The sequence below is a fragment of the bacterium genome (assembly GCA_016786595.1).
Lineage (GTDB): Bacteria > Bdellovibrionota_C > UBA2361 > SZUA-149 > JAEUWB01 > JAEUWB01.
Genome location: JAEUWB010000053.1, coordinates 76,499 through 97,684, shown reverse-complemented (window position 1 = coordinate 97,684; position 21,186 = coordinate 76,499). Strand labels below are relative to the sequence as shown.

Genomic DNA, 21,186 nt, shown 5'->3' with positions numbered 1-21,186 from the left:
ATGACCCACTCTCCACTAATTCATAAACTTGTCGCAGTGCTTCCGCGCTATGGAAAATCCCTTGGAGGCGGGGCTGAGACTTTAGTCTATGAGTTATTGCAGGCTTTAAAAAATCATCCTGAACTTGTCAGCGAGATTGAAGTTTGGACGACTTGCGCGATTGACCACCGCACCTGGGCTAATGATTTGCCTGCAGGGCAAAGCATTGAAGAGGGAATTAAGGTTACGCGCTTCGCGGTCTCAGAGAGAAATTTAGAGCTTTTTATCAAGCATGAACTGGAAATGCAGTCCGGGAAGATTCTTGCCGTTGATGATCAATTAGAATGGCTGACAAATAGTGTTAATTCTCAAGATCTATACGCCCATATTTGTAATGCCGGAAAAGACGTCGATCTGATTTTATTTGCCCCTTATCTTTTCCCGACTTCATTTTGGGGGCCATTTATTTATCCTGAAAAGTCAATTTTGATTCCGTGCCTACATGATGAACACTACGCCTACCAGACGGTTTTCCGCGCGCTTTTTAAAGCCGTGCGCGGCTTAATTTTTAATGCTCAGGGAGAAATGGAGCTTGCGCAGAGTTTGTTTGCGCTGGAGCATTTTACTGATAAAAGCGCAGTCGTGGGTATGGGCTTTACGCCTAGACACTTCCCAAGTGCAAAAACTCCGAGTCTTTTGCGGGACAAGCCTTATTTACTTTACTCCGGTAGAAAAGAGCAGGGGAAAAATCTGCCACTTTTAATTGAGTACTTTGAAACATATCGCACCACGACTGGAGACAGTGATCTCGAGTTAATTTTAATTGGATCTGGTGAAGTTCATTTTCGACCAAGCCTTCCAGGGGGTGTAATTGACTTAGGGTTTGTAAGTGAGCAGGAAAAACTTGATTTAATGGCAGGAGCACTTGCGCTCTGTCAGCCTTCGCTCAATGAGTCGTTTTCAATTGTGATGATGGAAGCCTGGCTAACTGGAGTGCCCGTGCTAGTGCATGCTCACTCAGTTGTGCCACGTGAGCACGTAGTTAATTCCAATGGTGGACTCTATTTCGCAAATAGTCGCGAATTTGTTGCTGTAGTTTCTAAGCTTAAGTCAGATCCGCTGCTCCAAGAGAGTCTTGGGCAAAATGGTAAAAAATATGTAGAACAAGTCTATGCCTGGGAAGCTGTGATTGAACGTTTTTCACAGGCACTAGAAAAATTTGGATTTTCCCAGAAATCAGATGACCGTAGCGAACAAGCACAAACTCAATATTAAGCCGGAAATAGTTAACCGGATAAAAGAGCTACGTGCTTTAATCGAGGAAGCAAATCGCCGCTATTATCTCGAAGACCGCCCAGCGATTTCTGACGCTGAATACGATAAACTTTTTCGTGAACTTGAAGCGCTCGAGCATGAATATCCCAGTCTGTCAGACCCAGATTCGCCAACTCTCAGGGTTGGTCATCGCGTAATTGATAAGACTTTTTCTCCCGCGCCACATCGCGAGCCGATGCTTTCGCTTGCCAATGCCTTTGGAGTTGAGGAGCTGAATGATTTTTTTGCGCGCTCTGAAAAGGACCTTGGGCGCACTGACCTTGAATACACCGTTGAATATAAGTTTGATGGTTTGAGCTTAGAGCTTGTCTATGAAGAGGGTAAGCTAACACTTGCCGCCACGCGTGGCGATGGGAAAATTGGTGAAAATGTAACGCGTAACGCTTACCAGATCAAAAATATTCCTCACTCTATTCGAACACCGATTGCACGGCTGGAAGTGCGTGGTGAAGTCATGATCGATACGAAAAATTTCGTAGAGCTCAATAATCGACGCCTCGCCGCTGATGAGCCGCAGTTTGCCAATGCACGAAACGCAGCAGCCGGGAGTTTGCGACAACTTGATGCAAGTGTTACCCGCCAGCGTGAACTTGTGTTTTTCGCTTATCAGGTGCTTAGTTCAGAAGCATTGCCGATTAAGTCTCAAATTGATGCGCAACGTTTGCTAGAAGACCTTGGATTTAATGTGCAAGATAACTGGTTTGCGACTACAGCAAAGCAAAAAATCATCGACTTTTATCAAACTACTGAACAAATTCGCGACGAATTACCTTACGAGATTGATGGACTTGTTGTGAAAATTTCAGACTTTAGTCTCCAGGAGCAGTACGGTTTTCGTAGTCGTAGCCCACGTTGGGCTGTGGCCGTCAAATTTGCTCCGCGTGAAGCAGTTACTAAATTAAACGAAATTACGATTCAAGTTGGTCGCACGGGAGTTTTAACACCGGTTGCAGAGCTAGAGCCGGTGAGACTAAGTGGAGTTTTAGTCAAGCGTGCAACGCTACACAACCGTGAAGAAATCGAAAGAAAAGATATTCGTATCGGTGACACTGTGTTGGTTCGCCGTCAAGGTGACGTGATCCCTGCAGTTGTGCAAGTCTACCCAGAAAAGCGTAGTGGCAAGGAAAAAAAATTCGAATATCCGACGCATTGCCCGGAATGCAATTCCGCAGTGAAACTCACAGAGACTGGTATTCAAGTTTTTTGCCCGAATCAGCACTGCCCAGCGCGGATTGAAGAGCGGATTCGACACTTTGTCTCAAAAAAAGGTTTTGACATTGAATCGCTGGGCGACAAACTCGTTACGCAACTATTAGAATCAGGACTAGTGCAGAAAATCCCCGACCTTTTCACGCTGGACCGTGGGCGTTTACTTGAACTTGAGCGGATGGGTGAAAAATCAGTAACGCAATTACTTGATACGATTGAAGCGCGTAAGCACATTAGTTTGTCACGATTCATCTATGCTTTAGGACTGCGTTTTGTAGGAGAGCGAACTGCAGAATTATTAGCCGATCGCTTTCAAGACTTAGACAAGCTTAGGCACGCAAGCGAGGAGGAGCTATTAAGCGTTGAAGAAGTCGGTCCAAAAATTGCCATTTCTATTCGCCAATTTTTTCACGATCAGAACGAAGTTGAGCTGATTGAAGAATTACTTGCCCGGGGCGTTGTGATTGAAGTAGTAGAACGCGCGCAAACTGGGAATTTTGTAGGGCAAGTCGTACTTTTTACTGGTGGACTGGAAAAACTGAGTCGCGACCAGGCAAAGCAACTTGTCGAAGCACAAGGTGGGCGCGTGGCTAATAGCATTTCTAAGTCCGTAACGCTAGTTGTTGCAGGAAGTGATGCGGGGTCGAAGCTCGAAAAAGCCCAGAATCTTGGGATTAAAATCATTAACGAGAGTGAGTTTTTAGCTCGTGTCTAAAGTCACTTCAATTCGTCTTCAGGAAATCCCGAAAAAGCCGGGCGTGTATTTAATGCGCGATCAAGCCGGCAAGGTTCTTTACATTGGTAAGGCTAAAAATCTTTTTCATCGTGTGCGTAGCTACTTCGCGAGTAAAGACGGTGTGCATGGGGATGGCCGTTATAACATTCAGTTCTTGATGGGCTTAGTCGATTCTTTGGAGACGATTGTTACGCATGACGAAAGACAAGCACTGGTGCTTGAGGCCGATCTAGTCCGCACCTACCAGCCGCGTTACAACATCAGGCTTAAGGACGATAAGGCGCATTTGCTTGTGCGGATTGATCATAGTCAGGAGTGGCCGCGCCTTGAGCTTGTGCGCAAGGTCGAGCGTGACGGGGCTGAATATCTCGGACCATTTCCGTTTGCGCGTGAAGTGAGAACATTGTTGGAACTAATTAAGCGTGTTGTGCCGCTACGGACCTGCTCCGATAAGGTGATGAAAAATCGTGTGCGGCCGTGTCTTGAATATCAGATTAAGCGCTGTGCCGGGCCGTGCTGCATAGCCGTTGCGAAAGCTGATTATGCTGAGTGGCTGGCTGAGGCTAAGGCGATTCTTCAAGGCCAAACTCGGGAAATCCAGCAGCGACTTGAACTGCAAATGGAGTTTTTGAGCGAGGAACTTCGCTATGAAGAAGCAGCAGCGCTGCGTGACCGCATCGAACTTCTGAAGGTTTATCAAAAGGAGCGACCGCTTGATCGATTTTTAGCAGGCGAGATTGATGCCTGGGGGATATATCGCGAAGGAGACCAGGCCGAAATTGTAAACTTGCGCACGCGTGCGAATCGGATTCAGGATGTCAAATCGTTTGAGCTTTTTAATATGCAAGTGCCAGATGATGAGATTTTATCAACTGCGCTCACGGAGTTTTATTTGCAGGCGGATAGCTATCCTGAAGAGATATTATTACCATTTAAGATCGAGTTAGTCGGCGCTTTAAGAGAAATAATTTCTGAGCGCAAGGGTGGGGCGGTCAAGATTAGTTATCCACAACGTGGAAAGAAGCATGATTTTCTTTTGCTTGCTGATGAAAACGCTCGCGAGAATTTTAATGCACGAGCTTATCGAGCGAGTGCGATTGACCAGAGTTTGAATTTGATTCGAGAGGCGCTGGGATTGGAGGGCATGCCGCGGGTGATTGAGTGTATCGATATTGCGCATTTTCAAGGCGAGTCTACTGTTGGAGCCGTGGTTGCGTTTAAGGATGGAATTCCTGAGAAGTCGCGCTATCGACTCTTTAAATTAGCGCAGGAAGGTAAGCCGAATGATTTTGATTCGATTTATGAAGTAGTGCGACGGCATCTTTCGCGCTTGGTTGCTGAGAATGCATTACCGGACTTGCTTGTGATTGATGGTGGAAGGGAGCAATTAGCAAAGGCACTTGAGGCGCGTGATCAGGTTTGTACAAAGACTTTTCCGATAATTGCCCTTGCTAAGGAGCGAGCGCTTAAAAGTCATTATGAGTCGAGTCAAAGTGGATATCGGGTGCGGGACCGAGTTTTTGTGCCAGGTGTTAAAGTGGAACTAAATCTCGCCGTTAATGACCCGGGGCTATTAATGCTTGGGCGTATTCGCGACGAAGCTCATCGTTTTGTAAATGCCTCACATCGGAAATCATTGAGAAAAAAGCGCGTGGCAACGTGAGTTGCTTCCCCTCGACTGGCTTCGATAAGAGGATTTGGCAACTTATCCTTAACTAGGTCCTAAATAATTTAAATAAACTCGAGAGCTGTTTTCTAAACCTGGGAAAGATCTAAAACCGCTCTCGAGCCTTCGTCGTCAGACTTTAACGCGCAGCTTGAGCAAGTTGGCCAAGTAGAAGTGGACCCTCCAGTGCCGCCCAGATCTGAGGACAAATGACATAAGTCAAAGTCCCTCCTTCGCAGGGAACAAGTTCTGGAATCGTATCCGGGGAGCCGATCCTAAGCCCACTCTGTGGACAATCAGCTGCAATTGGCCCTGTGAGAGCGCGCACAACAGATTCAATCTTCGACTCGCCTTCGGCAGCAATGCAGATATGACGTGCATGGCTCACGACAGTAGCAACTCCAAGCGTATACCCGCAGTCCGGGACTTTCATGCCAGGGGGCATGTAATCTTGATTGGCAGCTTTTGTCGCCTCATGAAGCGTTGCTAGGTGACAGCCAGTTTTAAGTGGCACACCAGTTTCGTGAAAAGCATAATGTGCACTTGCAGGAAGGCCAATGCCACCAAAAGCAAAGTCAATGCCGCCAAGTCTTTCAATGGTCTGATCGAGCGTGAGGAAGTTATCTGGTCCTGGGCAAAGAATCTTTGTAGGGTTCATGCCAACAGGCTTGTAGAGTTTTTCCATCTGCCAATTCAGATAACCCCACGGCGTGTCAAGCCCAGCACCAGCAAACTCATCAATCACAATTCCCATCCCAACGAGTGTTGAGAAAAGAAATTGACCATGATTATTTGCTTCAACCAAAGCCTCCTGGAAAGGCAATGCAGTGGCACCAGTTTGTGTGGCAATCACGAGTTTTTTACCACCGGAGTGCTCTGCTTCATATAGTGCGCGATTGACAAAATCCCAGGCCATAAGCTCGCCAGGTCGTCGCCCTTCCTCTGTCACAAGGATACGAAACGGCCTTTCGCCTGGTCGTTGAATGCTAAGTTTTGGTTCTAGTTCGTACGGTTTGATCATTTTCTTACCCTCGAGAATTTGCCTGATGCTAGTTCACTAGCTACAAGCAAATTCTCTGGGGTAAATTCTCGAGAGGCTGAATTTTCCTCGTCGCTAAAACCTTCAATAAACAGCTCTCTACCTCAGCTTGATTGCGTGGCTTTGCAACTAAACTGAGATAGAAAACAAAATCTCTACTTTTTTACGATTTCAAAGAGCAAGAATGAGAGACGTTTATAGGTGAAATTTCAGAAATTGTAAATTTTGCGTAGGCTACTTCTTAAACAAATCATCTAGCGCTTTTAAGGCATCTGCCTTGGCAGCGCCCGTCGAGCTCCCCGGCAAACCGATCACAAAAAAATCGCACATGTTTCTTTTTTCTTTGTCGACAATGCGCTCGGCCTGCGGCTCACGGCACTCGTTATATGCCTTCAGGTCATAGTGCCTACAATTCCTACAAACCCGTGCGTCCGCACGACAATGCGGGCACTCCTCGCCACGTGCAACCGTGCCATCCGGGATCTCAAACGATTTTGAACAGTGAAAACAAGTAACGCTTTGACTCATTTCTTGCGGATCTTAACACTCCATGCTTATGATTATGACCATGTCTAACGCGAATTTAATTTCAAGAAAACAATATTCTCACACCCTAAAAAATGGCCTGACCATCGTCGCCGAAGAAATCCCACACGCCGAATCCGCTGCCGCGACTCTACTTGTGCCAATTGGTAGCACCTGCGACCCCGAGGGCTATGCAGGGATCACTAATATGATGGTCGACATGTTTAGTCGTGGCGCCGGACAGTGGAATAGCCAAGAACTTAGCGCCGAATTTGAAAACCTCGGCATCGAACATAGCGAGTCCTCGGGCATGGAACTTGCTGTCTTTTCTGGCGCCTTATTGTCGGAGAACTTAGCAAAGCTTTTTTCTCTAATGGCTACAATGATTCTTGAGCCGCATTTTGACTCAGCCGAGTTAGAAAATGCCAAGGCCCTTGCTTTGCAAGAATTACTCAGCCTCGAAGACGAACCATCAAGTAAGGTGATGGTCCGACTTAACGAGAAATTTTATCCAGCTCCATACGGACGTCTTTCGCGCGGAACTGAAGCCGGAATTAAGGCAATTACTTCAGAGGCTTTAAAAACACATCATCGAAAGATGTTTAGTCCTCATGGTGCAGTGCTCGGAGTGAGCGGTAAATTTGATTTCCCTGCAGTTTGCGCTGCGATTGAAAAGGCATTTTCCGCTTGGACTGGTGATAAGCAGGTAATTAATGCACCAGCCCTGGCAACAAACTCCCAGGTTTTTCATCTACCTAAAGACACCAATCAACTGCAAATCGCTTTCGCTTCACCGAGCGTTAAGGCTAATGATCCTGAATACTACGCTGCACGTGTAGGCGTGGGCATTCTTTCGGGTGGTATGCATGGTAGGTTATTTATTGAAGTTCGCGAAAAGCGCGGACTAGTTTACCGTGTCTCTGCAAACCATAGCTCGACCTCAAAACATGCCGGGATTTTTGCCTATGCCGGCACTACCAATAAGCATGCTGAAGAAACTTTTGCCGTAATGCTTAAAGAAATGCGCGGCTTGAGTACTAATATCACTGAAGATGAAGTGAAGCGCTCCAAGGCTGACTTAAAATCGCGCCTCGTAATGCAATCAGATTTAAGCTCTGCGCGTGCTTCGCAACTAGCTCACGATTGGTGGATTCTTGGACGACTTAGAACAGTTACTGAAGTAGCTAGCGAAATCGATAAAGTTAATCTGCAGATGGTGATGAATTATGCTAGCCACTACCCGGTTAGCCCAATTACCTTAGTCACACTGGGAAGCGTTGAATTATCACTACCAAACTAAATCTGCCAAATTAAAGTGAACAAGAACATGGAAACAGCAAAATTTCATCAAACAACGCTAAGTAATGGCCTGACGATCATCGGCGAAGAGAAAATGTCCTCACAAAGTGTGGGCCTTGGTTTTTTCGTTAAAACTGGTGCGCGTGACGAAACCCCAGATATTGCAGGAGTCTCGCACTTCCTTGAACACATGATGTTTAAAGGTACTGACAAACGTAGCGCAATTGATATCAATTTTGCATTCGGTGGAATTGGCGCGCAAGCTAATGCCTATACGAGTGAAGAATCTACAGTTTACTATGCTGCCGTCTTGCCGGAGTATTTACCCGAGCTTCTTGATATCTTGTCCGACATGCTGCGCCCCAAGCTTGACAGTGGGGAATTCTCGACAGAAAAGAAAGTCATTCTCGAAGAAATTGCCCTATATCAGGACCGCCCAACGCATGTGCTCTTTGAGTCGGCACTACGCGGATATTTTAGCGATCATCCGGCCGGAAATTCTGTGCTCGGCAGCCACGAGAGTATCAGTGCTCTACCTGTTGAGAAAATGCGTGAGTATTTTAACCGCCGCTATTCGCCAAAAAATATCGTGCTCACAGCTTCTGGGAATTTTAACTGGGAGGAGCTGACCACACTTGCCGCAAAACTCTGCGGACATTGGGTCGGAGAGAAAACCGCACGGAGCACTCCTCAGCATCGTCCCACTGAATCACGTAATCAGATTGTGCGTAAAGATCAGCAACTGGCCCATATCTGCATGCTCGGTCCAGGGCCAAGTGCCAACGCTGAATTCCGTTACGATCTAAACGTTTTGGCGACAATTCTTGGCGACCATTCAGGCTCGCAATTCTATTGGCAATTAGTCGATAAGGGCCTCGCCGAAAGTGCTTCCTTTGATATTAATGAAATGGACGGCACAGGGTTTTTTATGGCCTATGCAAGTGCTGAACCAGATCGCATCGCTGAAGTTGAATCGATTGCCCGTAAAATCATTAGTCAGGCCGTGAATTTCTCTGATGCCGAGCTTGAACGTGCCAAGACAAAGGTGCGCACGCGTATGGTGCTCTCGTCTGAAAGCGCAATGCGCCGGCTTTTTGCCGTGGGCAATGAATGGCTTTACCGCGCCGCGTATCGCACCGTCGGAGAAGAAATTCAAAGACTAGCTGCAGTGAATAAAGCAAGCATTCATAAAGCACTAGAGGAATACCCATTTAAACCATTTCATACAGCTACTTTGAGCCCACGCGAGACACTTTAGTCCATTCTCCTAGCTTATTTTCCGATTAGGTTTCTAGCTAATTCTGTCGAAACTCTAAGTAGCTTCGATAAACAGTAAGCTCAGGAAGTTTAGTAGGATTAGAAGTAATTTATGGCTCGACGATTAGGCGCTGACCCTCAAACGGAAATGGCTCGAAAAATCGCCCTACGCACGGCCTTTGTCGCACGCTTTATTATTCTCCGCGAGAATCGCAAATCTAAAGTCAATAAAGCCATTGAAGATCTATCTTGGAGCTTGGATGCGACTGTTGATGAAATTTATCGCGTGATTCGAAAAACTCTGACTGAGGCAGGTGACCGCACGCAAATTGTTGACCGCGACCTCAAACGCGCCAAGGCCTACTCTGAAAGAACTGTCGATTACTTTATTGACCAATATTTATCACGCGCGACAACCTCGTTTCGTGACGCGCTGGCTGATTACCAAAGAAGTTCTGAACTACTTGGGCGCGACGAAAGTATTCAAAAGCGCTCACAGCGTAGTGGTTGGCGCATAGGCTAAGCCCGATTTTGGCTCAATGCTACACTTGGCTCTCGTCTGCGCATAACAAGCTATGTATGGCTGGTATTATTAATCCACTCACTGGTAAACCGATTAGCTTGCCCTTTAACGGCACGAACGCCACCACGCCAGTGCATGGCGGCGCAGAAGGGTCAGTGCTGCCCAGTGGGGAAGGCCGTAAATCAAGAGACTATCTCCTCGGATTAATCTTCGGCGGATCGCTGGTGATGATGGTGATTTCAATTGGCGTATACGAACTCGTCTGGGATGACTCCGGCGATGGGCGTCATAAACAAAAACGCGTTACTGCGGTTGATGCAAAAGATGAGCCGATTATGAAGCGTGTGAAAAACAAGCGCGGATTGTTTGCGAGGATATTTTGCCGAGGGGGGAAGGTCTCCTCTTCCTGCTTTTAAAGCCTTGATTTTGGAAAAATACTTCGTTGCGGAAGATTGCTTCGGTTCGCACATATTTTAATATGCTTACGATCCTCGCAATTTCCGCGCCTCGTCTTTTCCTCAAAATCAAGGCTTTAAACGTCGATTGACATGGCCAAATACTTCGTCAGAGTCAATTTTTTCGAGCCTCGTTTATATTTAATAAAGTCGGCCCTCAAAAATTGACTCTTCCTCGTCTTTGACTCAAACTTTTTCGTTTAAACGCAGAGTAACTTATTCTGCGCAATTTCCGCGCCTCGTCTTTTCCTCAAAATCAAGGCTTTAAACGTTGACTTTTTCGTTTAAACGCTGACAACATATGACTGCTAGTTTGCGACATTAAGCGCCACAATCTGTTTGCGTCTCGTGTCATTGCGAGGAGCTGAAAGCGACGAAGCAATCTGTTCACTGATTATGTTTGGTTGTGATCGGTTAACAGATTGCGTCACTGCGTTCGCAATGACGGTTAAATAACTAAGCGAACAGGTTGCGGAGCTTGCCCTGCCTTCGACCCTAGCTCAGGCCGAGGGGAGCGGAGTCGAATAGGTCACGTTGTTCCTCGCAATGATGCGTGAAAACTCAATCAGTAGATTGGAAAGCCCGCCCTGCTTTCGACTCGGAATACTCTCGCTCGAACCGCTCGATTTGAAGGTAAGCCGAAAGTAGCCCATTCGACTCCGCTCCCCTCGGCCTGAGCCCTCGGTCGAACGCTTGGGTCGAAGGTAGGGCAGGCTCCGTCGAATCGATCTCCAGCTCACCATTTCCACGCCCTTGACACCCCCTAAAATCCTATGTTTTAACAGCTATGCAACATTTCCCAGTAATTTCAGCATAACATCGAGGAATGGTTGGAGGACCGCTTAGGCGGTAGAAGGCATGCTGTCATTTGCTACAGATGCGCTTCGAAGTTGTTCTTTGAAATTCTTATACAGAGTAGTTTGAGAAACTTATCATTCCATTAGCAAGTGGGGAGTTCTGAACAATTTGCATGTGGGATGAGAAGTAGATTTTATTGGTTTTTTAATTTTTGCATTGTTTGTTATTCGTGGGTTGGAGAACTTTGTTAAGTTTTGCAACCCATGAGTACTCATGCATCAACACGGGCTTTTGGTTGCCGAGCCCATCGTCAGGCAGCCGTTCGCGCGCAAGCGCGCGAACTTCGTCATCAAGAACGCCAACGCGAGATCCGTCTTGCTGAAGCGTTCCTCGCGATGAACGCGACGAACCAGTTTAGGTTCCTTTGCGGTCTCGACCAAACTCAAAGAACACGCCTTGCAAGACGTGTTCACGGTCTCGGAGAAGAAATGCCGATCGGCGTTGAATTCCGAAAACGAGTTTGCATTGGGGACATTACCGTGTTTTTCAGGCCGGCTCGCAACGGAATTGCATTAAGCGGAGCCTGAACGGAGTTCACCGGACTTGGGGAGATGTTAGATCGCTGTTGCTCCCCGCGGTTTTATACCAACGGTTGTGATATATCTGCTTCTCCCCATTTTCTTTTTACTTCCGGGTGAAAACTAAGTGGACAGATTGCTTCGCTACGCTCGCAATGACGCTAATTTCATGTCTTTGAGAGCGTGGTAGTAAACGCGGCAATCTGCTTGCGTCTCGTGTCTTTGCGAGGAACAACGTGACGAAGCAATCTGTTCACTGATTATGTTTGGTTGTGATCGGTTAACAGATTGCCACGACTGCTTACGCAGTCTCGTAATGACACGATACGCAAGCTTTTCACTTAGGATGATAAGTCTCTAACTGCCCGCAGTAGAATAACTCCTCGAAACTTGACTTTTCCTATTAAATCTATAGACTTTCGCGGTTACATTTTCCATATGGGTATAAGGAACCTACCTCGAGAAAGGTTTTAATTCTCTGCGCCTCTTCTTCCTTTGCGCAGATAGAAATGGTGAATCAAATTGAATCTACGTTGGACCACCTTCAGCTTAGCGATGCAAATCGCTCTCATAGTCTTTGTTGCTGCAAACCTGAAGCACATTGCTTTTATGGTTTTTGCGGCAGCCATGCTCTCTGTTACGAGTGACCTTTGGGACATTCGCTCGATCTTAAAAGTCGGTAAACAACCTGGATGGAAAGTCATACTGGTTGTAATAACTTGGCTTTCTGGAGTTACTGTGGGCGCGACTTTGCTCGGCACAAATGCAATTACGCTTGGCGCTGTCTGCGCAAGCTTTCCGCTAGCTGCATTCGTGCATCAAGCGACGCCACGTCAGGAGAGAATGAACTTAGAAGAAACCGTCTTTGACTTGGTCTTGCCGTGTATTGGCGGGCTTAGTTTAATTGCGCTTTATCTGAGCATCGATCACTTCGGTAATGAATTTGTCGGTCGATATGGGCCGTGGTTGTTTACACTCACGCTCATTCCGATTGCTTATGGCTTTGTCGCAAGTAGCATGCTTCGCTTCTTTCGGAACAAACTGCCCGGCCGAGCCTGTGCTGAGCTATTGGCTGTTTGCGCGTTCTTTCTGACGGCGAGTGTCTTTCAGGCACAATTCTGGATCCCCGCACTTTTGGCTTTGCTTTTCGGCTTCATCGTGGCGTTTTGGACCTACAAAACGTCATGAGCGGCCAACGATATTTAAAGGGTAGGTTTCCTCCCTTTACTCCCCTTAGGCTTGAACTTATACTTCCGATCATTCTTGTCCTTTATTCTCCCTAGGTCTAAATCTCGTCTGACTAAATTACATCCACGAAGTGCACACTTAATTCGCATTTCTGGGCAGCTTGTGCTAATTGCACATAACTCTTTATTGGCCGATTTTAGATGGGCAGGGAAAATGGCTGAAACAGTTGAAATTCAAGAGAAAATACTGGACCTGCAGCCAGAAAATAAGCTCCTGCAGGCTGACCAGCTCGAATCAAAGCTTACCACCTTACGCGACCAATGGGCGGACCTAGAAGAAGTCGACCGCTTGCGACAATTTCGTAACCTTCCTCAATACGAAGCACTAGATTTTTTTAACGATATGCCTGTTACTGAGCAGGCAACCTTAATTCGCTTTTTGTCAGATGCAGAAGCGGCACTTTATTTGCGCTATCTGCAACCGGATGACGTTGCCGACTTAATTCAGACAGTTCCTGCGGAAGATCGCGCCCATCTTGAATCCCTACTTGATGATGCTGCTTTGACGGAAGTGCGAGCACTTTTGGCGTATGCTGAAGATGCGGCCGGAGGGTTAATGAGTCCGCGCTTTGCGCGACTCCGTCCAGACGTTACAACTGATGTGGCGATTCGTTATTTACGAATTCAAACCAAGAAAAATCTGGAAACGCTGCATTATATTTACGTGCTTGATTCGGAGCAGCGACTTTGCGGAGTGGTTTCCTTTCATGAGCTTTTTGCGGCGCGGGATGATGCCTATGTCAGCGAGGTCATGCATCCGAAAGTAATTACCGTACTTGATACAGATGACCAGGACACGGTTGCGCAAGTGATTGCCGAACACGATCTGATGGCGCTTCCGGTTGTAGATGCCGAAGGGCGGATGCGCGGTATTGTGACGGTGGATGATATCGTCGACGTTTTACAAGAAGAGGCCACAGAAGATATCCAAAAACTTGGCGGTGTGCAGGCCCTGCATGAGCCGTATCTTGACGTCAGCTTTCGCACCATGGTGCAGAAGCGTGGGGGCTGGCTCTCTGTGCTTTTTATTGGAGAACTTTTAACGGCGACGGCGATGGGGCATTTTGAGGATGAAATCGCCAAAGCCGTGGTGCTGGCGATGTTTGTGCCACTGATTATCAGTAGTGGTGGAAATTCTGGCTCGCAGGCAGCGACATTGATTGTGAGATCACTTGGCATCGGTGAATTAAAGCTTAGTGATTGGGGGCGGGTGTTTAGGCGCGAATTATTTTCAGGATTGACCCTGGGATTTTGGTTAGGAAGTCTTGGCTTCCTACGTGTAATTCTTTGGCAATTCATGGGGCTTTATGATTTTGGGGCGCATTACTTCTTACTCGGTATTACAGTTTGTTTTAGTCTAATTGGCGTAGTTTCTTTTGGCACGATTGTAGGCAGTATGTTGCCGTTTCTTTTACAGCGTCTGAAACTTGACCCGGCGACTAGTTCAGCGCCTTTTGTGGCAACACTTGTCGACGTAACGGGCCTGATTATCTATTTTGTGATGGCAGCGCTGATTTTGTCAGGGACGCTGCTATGAGGATGTTAGTTCTTTAACGTCTAGTAGATCTTTCGCGCGGCCTGATGCTTTTTTGTTTTGAATCAGAAGTTCTTTGGAAATAAAATATACAGGTAGACTATCGAGTTCAGCTTTGACTTTGCTAGACCAAGCTTGATCGAAAGCAACGCCAGAGATCGTTGTAATCAAGTCGATTCTATTTGGTTGTCTACCGAGCTGAAAAACATTATGTGCTTCCATGAATTTTTCAGCTGTGAAAGGCTCACCAATGAACCCAAAATCTTTCATCACAGCTTCGAGTCTAGTGGCATTAATGCTCGAGATTTCTATAAAAAAATCGATGTCGCCAGTTAAGCGCGGATACCCGTGGTAAGCAACAGCATGAGCACCAACAATGAGATATTTAACTTTGTGAGAGTTTAGTAATTTTATAAACTCTTTCAAATCCTTCTGCAGGGCCATAGTAAATAGATCCGTATTGCTCAATTAAGCTTAATAAGATTGAGAGTCGCTCAGCTGCTGACATCGATTGATTTGTAGCACGGTCGGACGCTTCAGCCGCTTCGAAAGATTTGAAAAAATTGAATTCTTTCAGCATATTAGTGGCATTATAGCACTATCTTGTTGATGACTAAAGAGCATAAGTATTTATATCTATGATAGTTAAAAGTATCATGCATCGCCGCACATGGCCGCACATGGTGATCGGTGCAGATGGTGTCAGCCACCTTTGTAACTGCTCGTAATCATTAAATAAAGGCCTAATCAGTAAGAATTAGTTACAATTTGTTACAAATTATACGTTTTTGTGAATCTTTTTCTAAGTGCCTGTAATCTAAACAAATGAAGAAACCAAACCAATGAGAACAACAAGACTGTAAAACCATAGGTGGAGAAGCTAAAAAATATGGAAAGCACAACACAAAAGCCAAATACATCAGCAACTAGCATAGTTAGCTCCTTTGTTCTTACTTGCCGAGACGTTGAAGATCTATCCAGCCTCTACCTTGATGGGGAAATGATTGACCCGCTGAAGATTAAATTTGAAGCGCACTTAGACGCTTGTCATGACTGTAAACACTTAATCGAAGATTTAAAACTTACCTCACTACTTGCCCGCGAACTGGCCTTAAAACAAATCCCCGCCGGCGTAAGCTCACGCCTCCGCCAAGCTCTTAAGGAAAAAGCGGGATTTAATGGCGAAGCTACAGGGAAATCTAGTGCTACTTTAAAATCACACCTTAAAGTGGTAAGAGCATAGAATGCTCAATGGAAAACGTATCACTGTTGTGCTTCCAGCATATAACGCTGCGCGCACATTAGAAAAAACTTATTCAGAAATTCCCCGCGACATCATCGATGACGTAATTCTTGTCGATGATGCGAGCCATGACGAAACGTTTAGCGTTGCCAAACGCCTCGGTATCCCCGCGTTTCGTCATCCCATTAACCGCGGTTACGGCGGAAATCAGAAAACCTGTTACACCGAAGCGCTGCGTCGCAATGCCGAGATTGTGATTATGCTTCACCCTGATTATCAATATTCTCCAAAACTACTTGTCGCCATGGCAGGGATGATCGCCTACGGCGAATACGACGCAATCATCGCTTCGCGCATCCTCGGAAAAGGAGCGCTCCGCGGCGGTATGCCACTTTATAAATACTTTTTTAACCGCTGCCTGACATTTGCGCAGAACGTTTTAATGAGCCAGAAATTCTCCGAATACCACACCGGCTACCGCGCATTTCGCCGCGAGGTTTTAGCCGAACTGCCTCTGCTAGAAAATTCTGACGACTTTGTTTTTGATAACGAAATGCTCGCGCAGAGTTTGTACTTTGGCTTCAAAGTTGGTGAAATTAGCTGTCCGACACTCTACGCTCCAGAGTCGTCGTCAATTAATTTTAGCCGTAGCGTTACCTACGGTCTTGGCGTCCTTGGCGTGTCTTGGAAGTATTTTCTGGCAAAACAAGGTTTTGCGAGCTACGAGCTATTTTCCCGTGAAGGTAAGCGCTTGTCGCTAGATCCCGCGACCGATAATCTCTCGAATCGATCCAGCTCCGTCACGATCCAGTAATTTTACAAGCCCGCGCTTGAGCGCTTTGGCGTAGCCTGGTCCATTGTAAACAAAGCCAGTGTATACTTCGACTAAGCTGGCACCCGCCTTGAAAAGTGCATATGCGTCTGCTGCTGAACTGACTCCGCCAACGCCAATAATTGGTTTCTTGCCGGCAATGGTTTTGTAGGTCAGAGAAATCGTTTTCTTCACACGTTCAAAAAGTGGCGCTCCGCTTAGACCGCCGCGTCCAATTGCCTCAAGCTGATGCTGCGAAGTTTTTAAGCCATCACGGCTGATTGTTGTATTGATTAAAACGTAGCCATCGACATTCATCGCTTCACACGTTTCCAGTGCCGCAACCAGCGCACTATCTGTTAAATCTGAAGAAAGTTTTACCAGTAGTGGCGTTTGGCCACGTACATCTTGCATTGCCTGTAAAAGTAAGCGCAAGGCATTGGCATCTTCAAATGTGCGCCCATCGCCGGAATTTGGACAGCTCACATTGAGCACAATAAAGTCAGCCTGCGGCGCTAAAACTCTGACTGCAGTAGTAAAATCGGAAATCGCTTTATCTTCGAGAATGTTTGGATCATTTGTCTTAACTGTATTGATGCCTAAAATAAATTGACCGGGTAAAGTCTTGCTCTTTAAGCGACGAGCAATAACTTCAGCCCCGTCATTATTTAGTCCCATGCGGTTAATCAGCGCTTGATCGTCGAGTAGACGAAATAAGCGTGGCTTAGGATTTCCAAGCGCAGGCAGGGCACTAACCGAGCCAATCTCCATGAAGCCAAACCCGAGTGCGGCAACAAGCTCAAGGCAGTTTGCATTCTTGTCAAAGCCAGCGGCGATGCCAAAAGGGTTACTAAACTTTTTGTTGAAGAGCTCAATTTCTAACTTAGGGGACTCATATTTGTAGCAACATTTAGCAAGTGTCTTTAGGCCAGGAACTTTTAAGATGCGGTTTGCGTTATTAGTCGCAAGGTAGTGCGCCCGCTCGGCGTCAATCGAGAAGAGAATCGGTCGGACTAGATTATAGAGCATAGAATCCTAATAATGCACTTTACTACTTTGCAGCTTAAGCTTGCACTGGAACTTCAACTTAATGTCTCTGTTTCGCTCTGAAATTTGCTCATGCAAGTCAGTAGCCGGGAGGGATGCAGGGAAGGGGAAGTATAAGTTCAAGCCCAAGTTCAATGACAACAACTGTCTGCCGATGTGATGATTAAGACTTTGGAAAGCCATGCTTTTCACCCCAGGTGTAAGGGTTTTCCCGCCACTCGTTTAAACTCTCACCGTCTTTAGCGGAAACGTAATTTGTCGCCACTGCATATGCTACAAGGTCGTGATAGGTGTAAATTGCATGTAAGGCGCAAGATTTTTCGCGAAATGCATTTAGCGCCTCGGGAAAATCATAACTGAAGATACTCAGCACTGTTCCGCACTTCGCCCTGACTTCACGCACAGCTTCTACCGCACTAAGTGAGCTTCCTCCTGTTGAAATTACATCTTCAATCAAAATCACATTCTCACTAGCATTGATTTCGCCTTCGATACGGTTACCCAGGCCGTGTTCTTTTGCTTTTGCCCGTACGTATGCCATTGGTTGGTTTAAAGCATGCGCAAGAATTGCCGCATGAGGGATGCCGGCAGTTGCAATTCCGCCAATCACATCCGGCTTGAGTTGCTGCTTGTTAATGATTTCAGAAAATCCAGCGATAATGGCAGCACGCGCCTGATGACTGCGCAGGAGCTTGCGGTTGTCGCAATAAATTGGCATCTGAAATCCAGAAGTCCAGCGAAACGGCTTTGTGGTGCTTAACTTAATTGCACCAAGTCGCAATGCTTCTTGAATAATTGTCTCAGAGTGTTGGTTCATTTTCTTTGATATTTACGGCTGTTAAGATGCAGCACTTGCCTGCTTTAAGCAAGTGTGGTAATAATCTAGAAGTTTTGGCCCAGCCTAGGTCGACCACAAATAACCCAGGCGCAACCAAGTAAGTTTTTTATAAATACTACTTTAATTAGGTACGAGAGACCTAGAAGGAGTTTAAAATGTCTAGTCAAGACCCGGCTGCCGGGAAAGCTGCTAATAAAACTGGCGATAATCAAAATTCTACAACAAACGATACTCCCCGTTTAGTGCTTGATGCCGATCAAATTCGCCGTTCCATCAGTCGTATCGCCCATGAAATTATCGAGAAGAATTCTGGCGCAAAGAATGTCGCGATTGTGGGAATTCGCACGCGCGGTGAGCATTTAGCGCGAAGGATTAAGGATAAAATTAAAGAAATCGAAGGTGTAGAAATCCCATTTGGGGTCGTTGACATTGCGCTTTATCGTGATGACCTCTGGCGCACGACAGATAACCCGCTTGTCCAAGCAACAGATTTGCCCTTTAACGTGGAAAAAATGGTGATTATCCTCGTTGATGACGTGCTCTACACTGGGCGCACTGTGCGTGCTGGCCTGGATGCGATTATCGACTTTGGTCGCCCAAAAGCGGTGCAGCTTGCGGTCTTATGTGATCGTGGACACAGAGAGCTTCCGATCCGGCCAGACTATGTGGGAAAAAACATTCCGACATCACGCTCGGATATTGTCCAAGTCTCACTCGCCGAATCGGATGGCGGTGAAGATGCTGTTTATATTAAGCCACGTAAGAGTTCTGCAAGTTAATTAGGTAAGAACCATGGAAGGAATCGGACCAAATCTACTCGGGATCAAAGGGCTCACGCGCGAGCAGATTCACTATTTCGTCGAAACGGCAGAAAAATTTGTCGATATTAATCGCCGTTCAGTCAAAAAAGTCCCGACACTACGCGGAAAAACTGTCGTTAATTTATTTTACGAAGTTTCTACGCGCACGCGCACCAGTTTCGAAATTGCCGCAAAACGCCTAAGTGCCGATGCGGTAAATATTGCCGCACAATCAAGTAGCGTAACGAAAGGGGAAACCTTGCTCGATACAGCACGCACGCTTGAAGCAATGAACCCTGACATTATTGTGATGCGCCATCCCGAAAGCGGAGCCCCGCACTTTCTCGCTCAATTGCTGAAGGGCGTTTCGATTGTAAACGCGGGCGATGGTTTACATGAACACCCGACGCAGGCAATCCTTGATGCACTGACAATTAAGCAGAGCCTGGGCCGGATCGATAAACTTAAGCTTGTAATCGTCGGTGACGTGCTACGTGGGCGAGTCGGACGTTCGAATATTTTTATGCACCGCGCGCTGGGGAATGAAGTTGTGCTGGTTGGTCCGCCGACACTTGTTCCGCGAGAGTTTCAAGAACTAGGTGTGAAAGTTTGTTATGATTTACCGACAGCACTTGAAGGTGCCGATGCGGTAATGTCCTTACGCATCAAACTGGAATATCTAAATGAGGCATTTATTCCGTCCTCAGACGAATATGCCAAGTATTTTTGCCTGAGCGAGAAACTTTTAGCGCGCCATTGTCCGCAAGCTGTAGTGCTTGCGCCTGGTCCATACATGCGCGGTTTAGAACTAACTTCTGAAGTTATCGATGGACCGCGTTCAAAAATCTCTGATCAAGTTGAAAACGGTGTTTCTACGCGCATGGCGATTCTCTTTTTACTGGCGCAGTGGTGGGAACATAAACGTGGGTTGGAATCATCTCTGGAGTTGCCGGCATGACAAACACGAATCAAGCAATTTTAATTACAGGGGGTCATTTAATTGATCCTGCAAATAATCGCGACGGCGCTTTTGACCTCTTAATTGAGAATGGAAAAATTGCGGCTGTTGATGCGCCAGGTAAGATTCCACAAACAAAAGCAACTGAAACGATTGAGGCCAAGGGTTTACTCGTCACGCCTGGATTAATTGATATTCATGTGCATTTACGTGAGCCCGGATTTGAATGGAAAGAAACGATTCATACGGGTTCGCAGGCGGCAGTTGCCGGTGGCTTTACGGCAATTTGCCCGATGCCAAATACCGATCCAATTAACGACGCGCCGGAAATTACTCAATACATGTTAAAGCAAGCCGCTCAATCAGGGCTGTGTCGAGTTTATCCGATTGGAGCAATTACGCTAGGGTCTCAAGGCGAAAAGCTTGCGCCTTATGGAGAGCTCCTGGAGGCTGGCTGCGTTGCTTTTTCTGACGACGGCAAGCCCGTAATGAGTGCAGGTGTGATGCGTCGCGCGCTGGACTACGGCAGAATGTTTGATGCGGTTTTTACCTGCCACGAGGAAGACAAAACACTTTCCGATGGCTTTTCCATGAATGAATCGGCTTTAAGTGTGCAACTTGGACTCAGGGGCATGCCTGGGGCGTCTGAAGATGTCATGATTTCTCGAGACATTGAGCTTTGTCGCTTGACAGGCACACGGCTTCACGTTTGCCATGTAAGCACGGCTCGGGCCGTGACCTTAATTAAGCGCGCTAAAGAAGATGGTATCAATATTACGGCAGAGACTGCGTGTCATTACTTTACGCTGAATGAATCGGCAGTAGATAATTTTAATGTCAATGCCAAGATGAGTATGCCGCTACGCTCGCAAGCTGACGTCGAGGGCGTAATGGCTGGACTTGCTGCGGGGGTGTTAGACTGTATTGCCAGTGATCATGCGCCACACGATTTAGATTCCAAACGCAAGCCTTTTAGTGAAGCAAGCTTTGGGATCTTAGGTCTACAGACAACTTTGCCGCTAACTTTGGCCAAGGTGCGCGAAGGAAAATTAACTTTGCACCGTGCAATTGAAGCATTAACCAGTAAGCCCGCAGAAATGTTTCGCCTGCCGCTGGGGAATCTTGCAGTAGGGAAAATCGCCGATCTTACTTTAATTGATGAGAAGAGATCTTACGAGCTTACTCCAGAAATGATTCGCTCGAAGAGTAAAAACTCACCTTTTATTGGCCAGCCGCTGACCGGCGTAGCAGTGCGCACAATTTTAGCAGGCAAAACAGTATTTAGTATCGAGGAGTTAAAAAGTTAAGA

The 21,186-nt window shown here is 46.6% G+C and carries 19 protein-coding genes; 14 read left to right on the top strand and 5 right to left on the bottom strand.

Annotation, left to right across the window (positions count from 1 at the left end; all coding sequences use genetic code 11):
* From JNK13_08995 to uvrC, 3 genes are read left to right on the top strand one after another with little or no spacing between them, the layout of a single operon-like run.
* The gene (locus JNK13_08995) at positions 1 to 1,254 is read left to right on the top strand and encodes a glycosyltransferase family 4 protein (protein MBL7662872.1); all 1,254 of its coding nucleotides are present in this window, start codon (positions 1 to 3) and stop codon (positions 1,252 to 1,254) included.
* Complete coding sequence (gene ligA, locus JNK13_08990) at positions 1,220 to 3,238, top strand: NAD-dependent DNA ligase LigA (protein MBL7662871.1); 2,019 nt, start codon at positions 1,220 to 1,222, stop codon at positions 3,236 to 3,238. The genes JNK13_08995 and ligA overlap by 35 nt, the downstream gene beginning before the upstream one ends.
* Positions 3,231 to 4,922, top strand: a complete 1,692-nt coding sequence (gene uvrC, locus JNK13_08985; GenBank protein ID MBL7662870.1) for an excinuclease ABC subunit UvrC — start codon at positions 3,231 to 3,233, stop codon at positions 4,920 to 4,922. The genes ligA and uvrC overlap by 8 nt, the downstream gene beginning before the upstream one ends.
* Before the next feature lie 142 nt (positions 4,923 to 5,064).
* On the opposite strand, the gene JNK13_08980 is transcribed toward uvrC, so the two are convergent.
* Positions 5,065 to 5,946: a hypothetical protein gene (locus JNK13_08980; GenBank protein ID MBL7662869.1), complete on the bottom strand. Its 882-nt coding sequence runs from the start codon at positions 5,944 to 5,946 to the stop codon at positions 5,065 to 5,067.
* 252 nt (positions 5,947 to 6,198) lie between these two features.
* Positions 6,199 to 6,492 (bottom strand): hypothetical protein, encoded by a 294-nt coding sequence (locus tag JNK13_08975; GenBank protein ID MBL7662868.1) that lies wholly within the window; start codon positions 6,490 to 6,492, stop codon positions 6,199 to 6,201.
* A gap of 40 nt (positions 6,493 to 6,532) precedes the next feature.
* On the opposite strand from JNK13_08975, the gene JNK13_08970 reads away from it, so the two are divergent.
* The 6 genes from JNK13_08970 to mgtE all read left to right on the top strand — a co-directional run bounded on the left by JNK13_08970 (position 6,533) and on the right by mgtE (position 14,183).
* On the top strand, positions 6,533 to 7,789 hold the full coding sequence (locus JNK13_08970; protein MBL7662867.1) for an insulinase family protein: 1,257 nt from the start codon (positions 6,533 to 6,535) through the stop codon (positions 7,787 to 7,789).
* Between the two features lie 27 nt (positions 7,790 to 7,816).
* Positions 7,817 to 9,046: an insulinase family protein gene (locus JNK13_08965; protein ID MBL7662866.1), complete on the top strand. Its 1,230-nt coding sequence runs from the start codon at positions 7,817 to 7,819 to the stop codon at positions 9,044 to 9,046.
* Between the two features lie 111 nt (positions 9,047 to 9,157).
* Entirely contained in the window at positions 9,158 to 9,568 is a 411-nt protein-coding gene (locus JNK13_08960) for a hypothetical protein (protein MBL7662865.1), read from the top strand.
* Positions 9,569 to 9,624: 56 nt separating this feature from the next.
* Positions 9,625 to 9,984, top strand: coding sequence for a hypothetical protein (locus JNK13_08955; GenBank protein ID MBL7662864.1), 360 nt, complete (start codon positions 9,625 to 9,627; stop codon positions 9,982 to 9,984).
* 1,970 nt (positions 9,985 to 11,954) lie between these two features.
* Entirely contained in the window at positions 11,955 to 12,587 is a 633-nt protein-coding gene (locus JNK13_08950) for a hypothetical protein (protein ID MBL7662863.1), read from the top strand.
* Positions 12,588 to 12,800: 213 nt separating this feature from the next.
* Positions 12,801 to 14,183, top strand: coding sequence for a magnesium transporter (gene mgtE / locus JNK13_08945; GenBank protein ID MBL7662862.1), 1,383 nt, complete (start codon positions 12,801 to 12,803; stop codon positions 14,181 to 14,183).
* On the opposite strand, the gene JNK13_08940 is transcribed toward mgtE, so the two are convergent.
* Positions 14,178 to 14,624 carry a hypothetical protein gene (locus tag JNK13_08940; protein MBL7662861.1) on the bottom strand — a complete coding sequence of 149 codons (447 nt, stop codon included), beginning with the start codon at positions 14,622 to 14,624 and terminating at the stop codon, positions 14,178 to 14,180. The genes mgtE and JNK13_08940 overlap by 6 nt on opposite strands.
* A 445-nt stretch (positions 14,625 to 15,069) precedes the next feature.
* Here JNK13_08940 and JNK13_08935 point away from each other — a divergent pair, with 445 nt between their 5' ends.
* Positions 15,070 to 15,423, top strand: coding sequence for a zf-HC2 domain-containing protein (locus tag JNK13_08935; protein ID MBL7662860.1), 354 nt, complete (start codon positions 15,070 to 15,072; stop codon positions 15,421 to 15,423).
* A gap of 1 nt (position 15,424) precedes the next feature.
* Positions 15,425 to 16,237: a glycosyltransferase family 2 protein gene (locus tag JNK13_08930; protein ID MBL7662859.1), complete on the top strand. Its 813-nt coding sequence runs from the start codon at positions 15,425 to 15,427 to the stop codon at positions 16,235 to 16,237.
* Here JNK13_08930 and JNK13_08925 read toward each other — a convergent pair.
* Together JNK13_08925 and pyrE are read right to left on the bottom strand one after the other, a co-directional pair.
* Positions 16,181 to 17,263: a quinone-dependent dihydroorotate dehydrogenase gene (locus JNK13_08925; GenBank protein ID MBL7662858.1), complete on the bottom strand. Its 1,083-nt coding sequence runs from the start codon at positions 17,261 to 17,263 to the stop codon at positions 16,181 to 16,183. The two genes, JNK13_08930 and JNK13_08925, sit on opposite strands and share 57 nt — an antisense overlap.
* A gap of 181 nt (positions 17,264 to 17,444) precedes the next feature.
* The gene (gene pyrE, locus JNK13_08920) at positions 17,445 to 18,098 is read right to left on the bottom strand and encodes an orotate phosphoribosyltransferase (GenBank protein MBL7662857.1); all 654 of its coding nucleotides are present in this window, start codon (positions 18,096 to 18,098) and stop codon (positions 17,445 to 17,447) included.
* Between the two features lie 176 nt (positions 18,099 to 18,274).
* Between pyrE and pyrR the strand changes: the two genes are divergently transcribed.
* From pyrR to JNK13_08905, 3 genes are read left to right on the top strand one after another with little or no spacing between them, the layout of a single operon-like run.
* A complete protein-coding gene (gene pyrR, locus JNK13_08915; GenBank protein ID MBL7662856.1) occupies positions 18,275 to 18,898 on the top strand; it encodes a bifunctional pyr operon transcriptional regulator/uracil phosphoribosyltransferase PyrR in 624 nt (207 codons plus the stop codon).
* Positions 18,899 to 18,911: 13 nt separating this feature from the next.
* Positions 18,912 to 19,877, top strand: coding sequence for an aspartate carbamoyltransferase catalytic subunit (locus tag JNK13_08910; protein ID MBL7662855.1), 966 nt, complete (start codon positions 18,912 to 18,914; stop codon positions 19,875 to 19,877).
* Entirely contained in the window at positions 19,874 to 21,184 is a 1,311-nt protein-coding gene (locus JNK13_08905; protein MBL7662854.1) for a dihydroorotase, read from the top strand. Before JNK13_08910 ends, JNK13_08905 begins: the two co-directional genes overlap by 4 nt.
* The last annotated feature ends 2 nt before the right edge of the window (positions 21,185 to 21,186 follow it).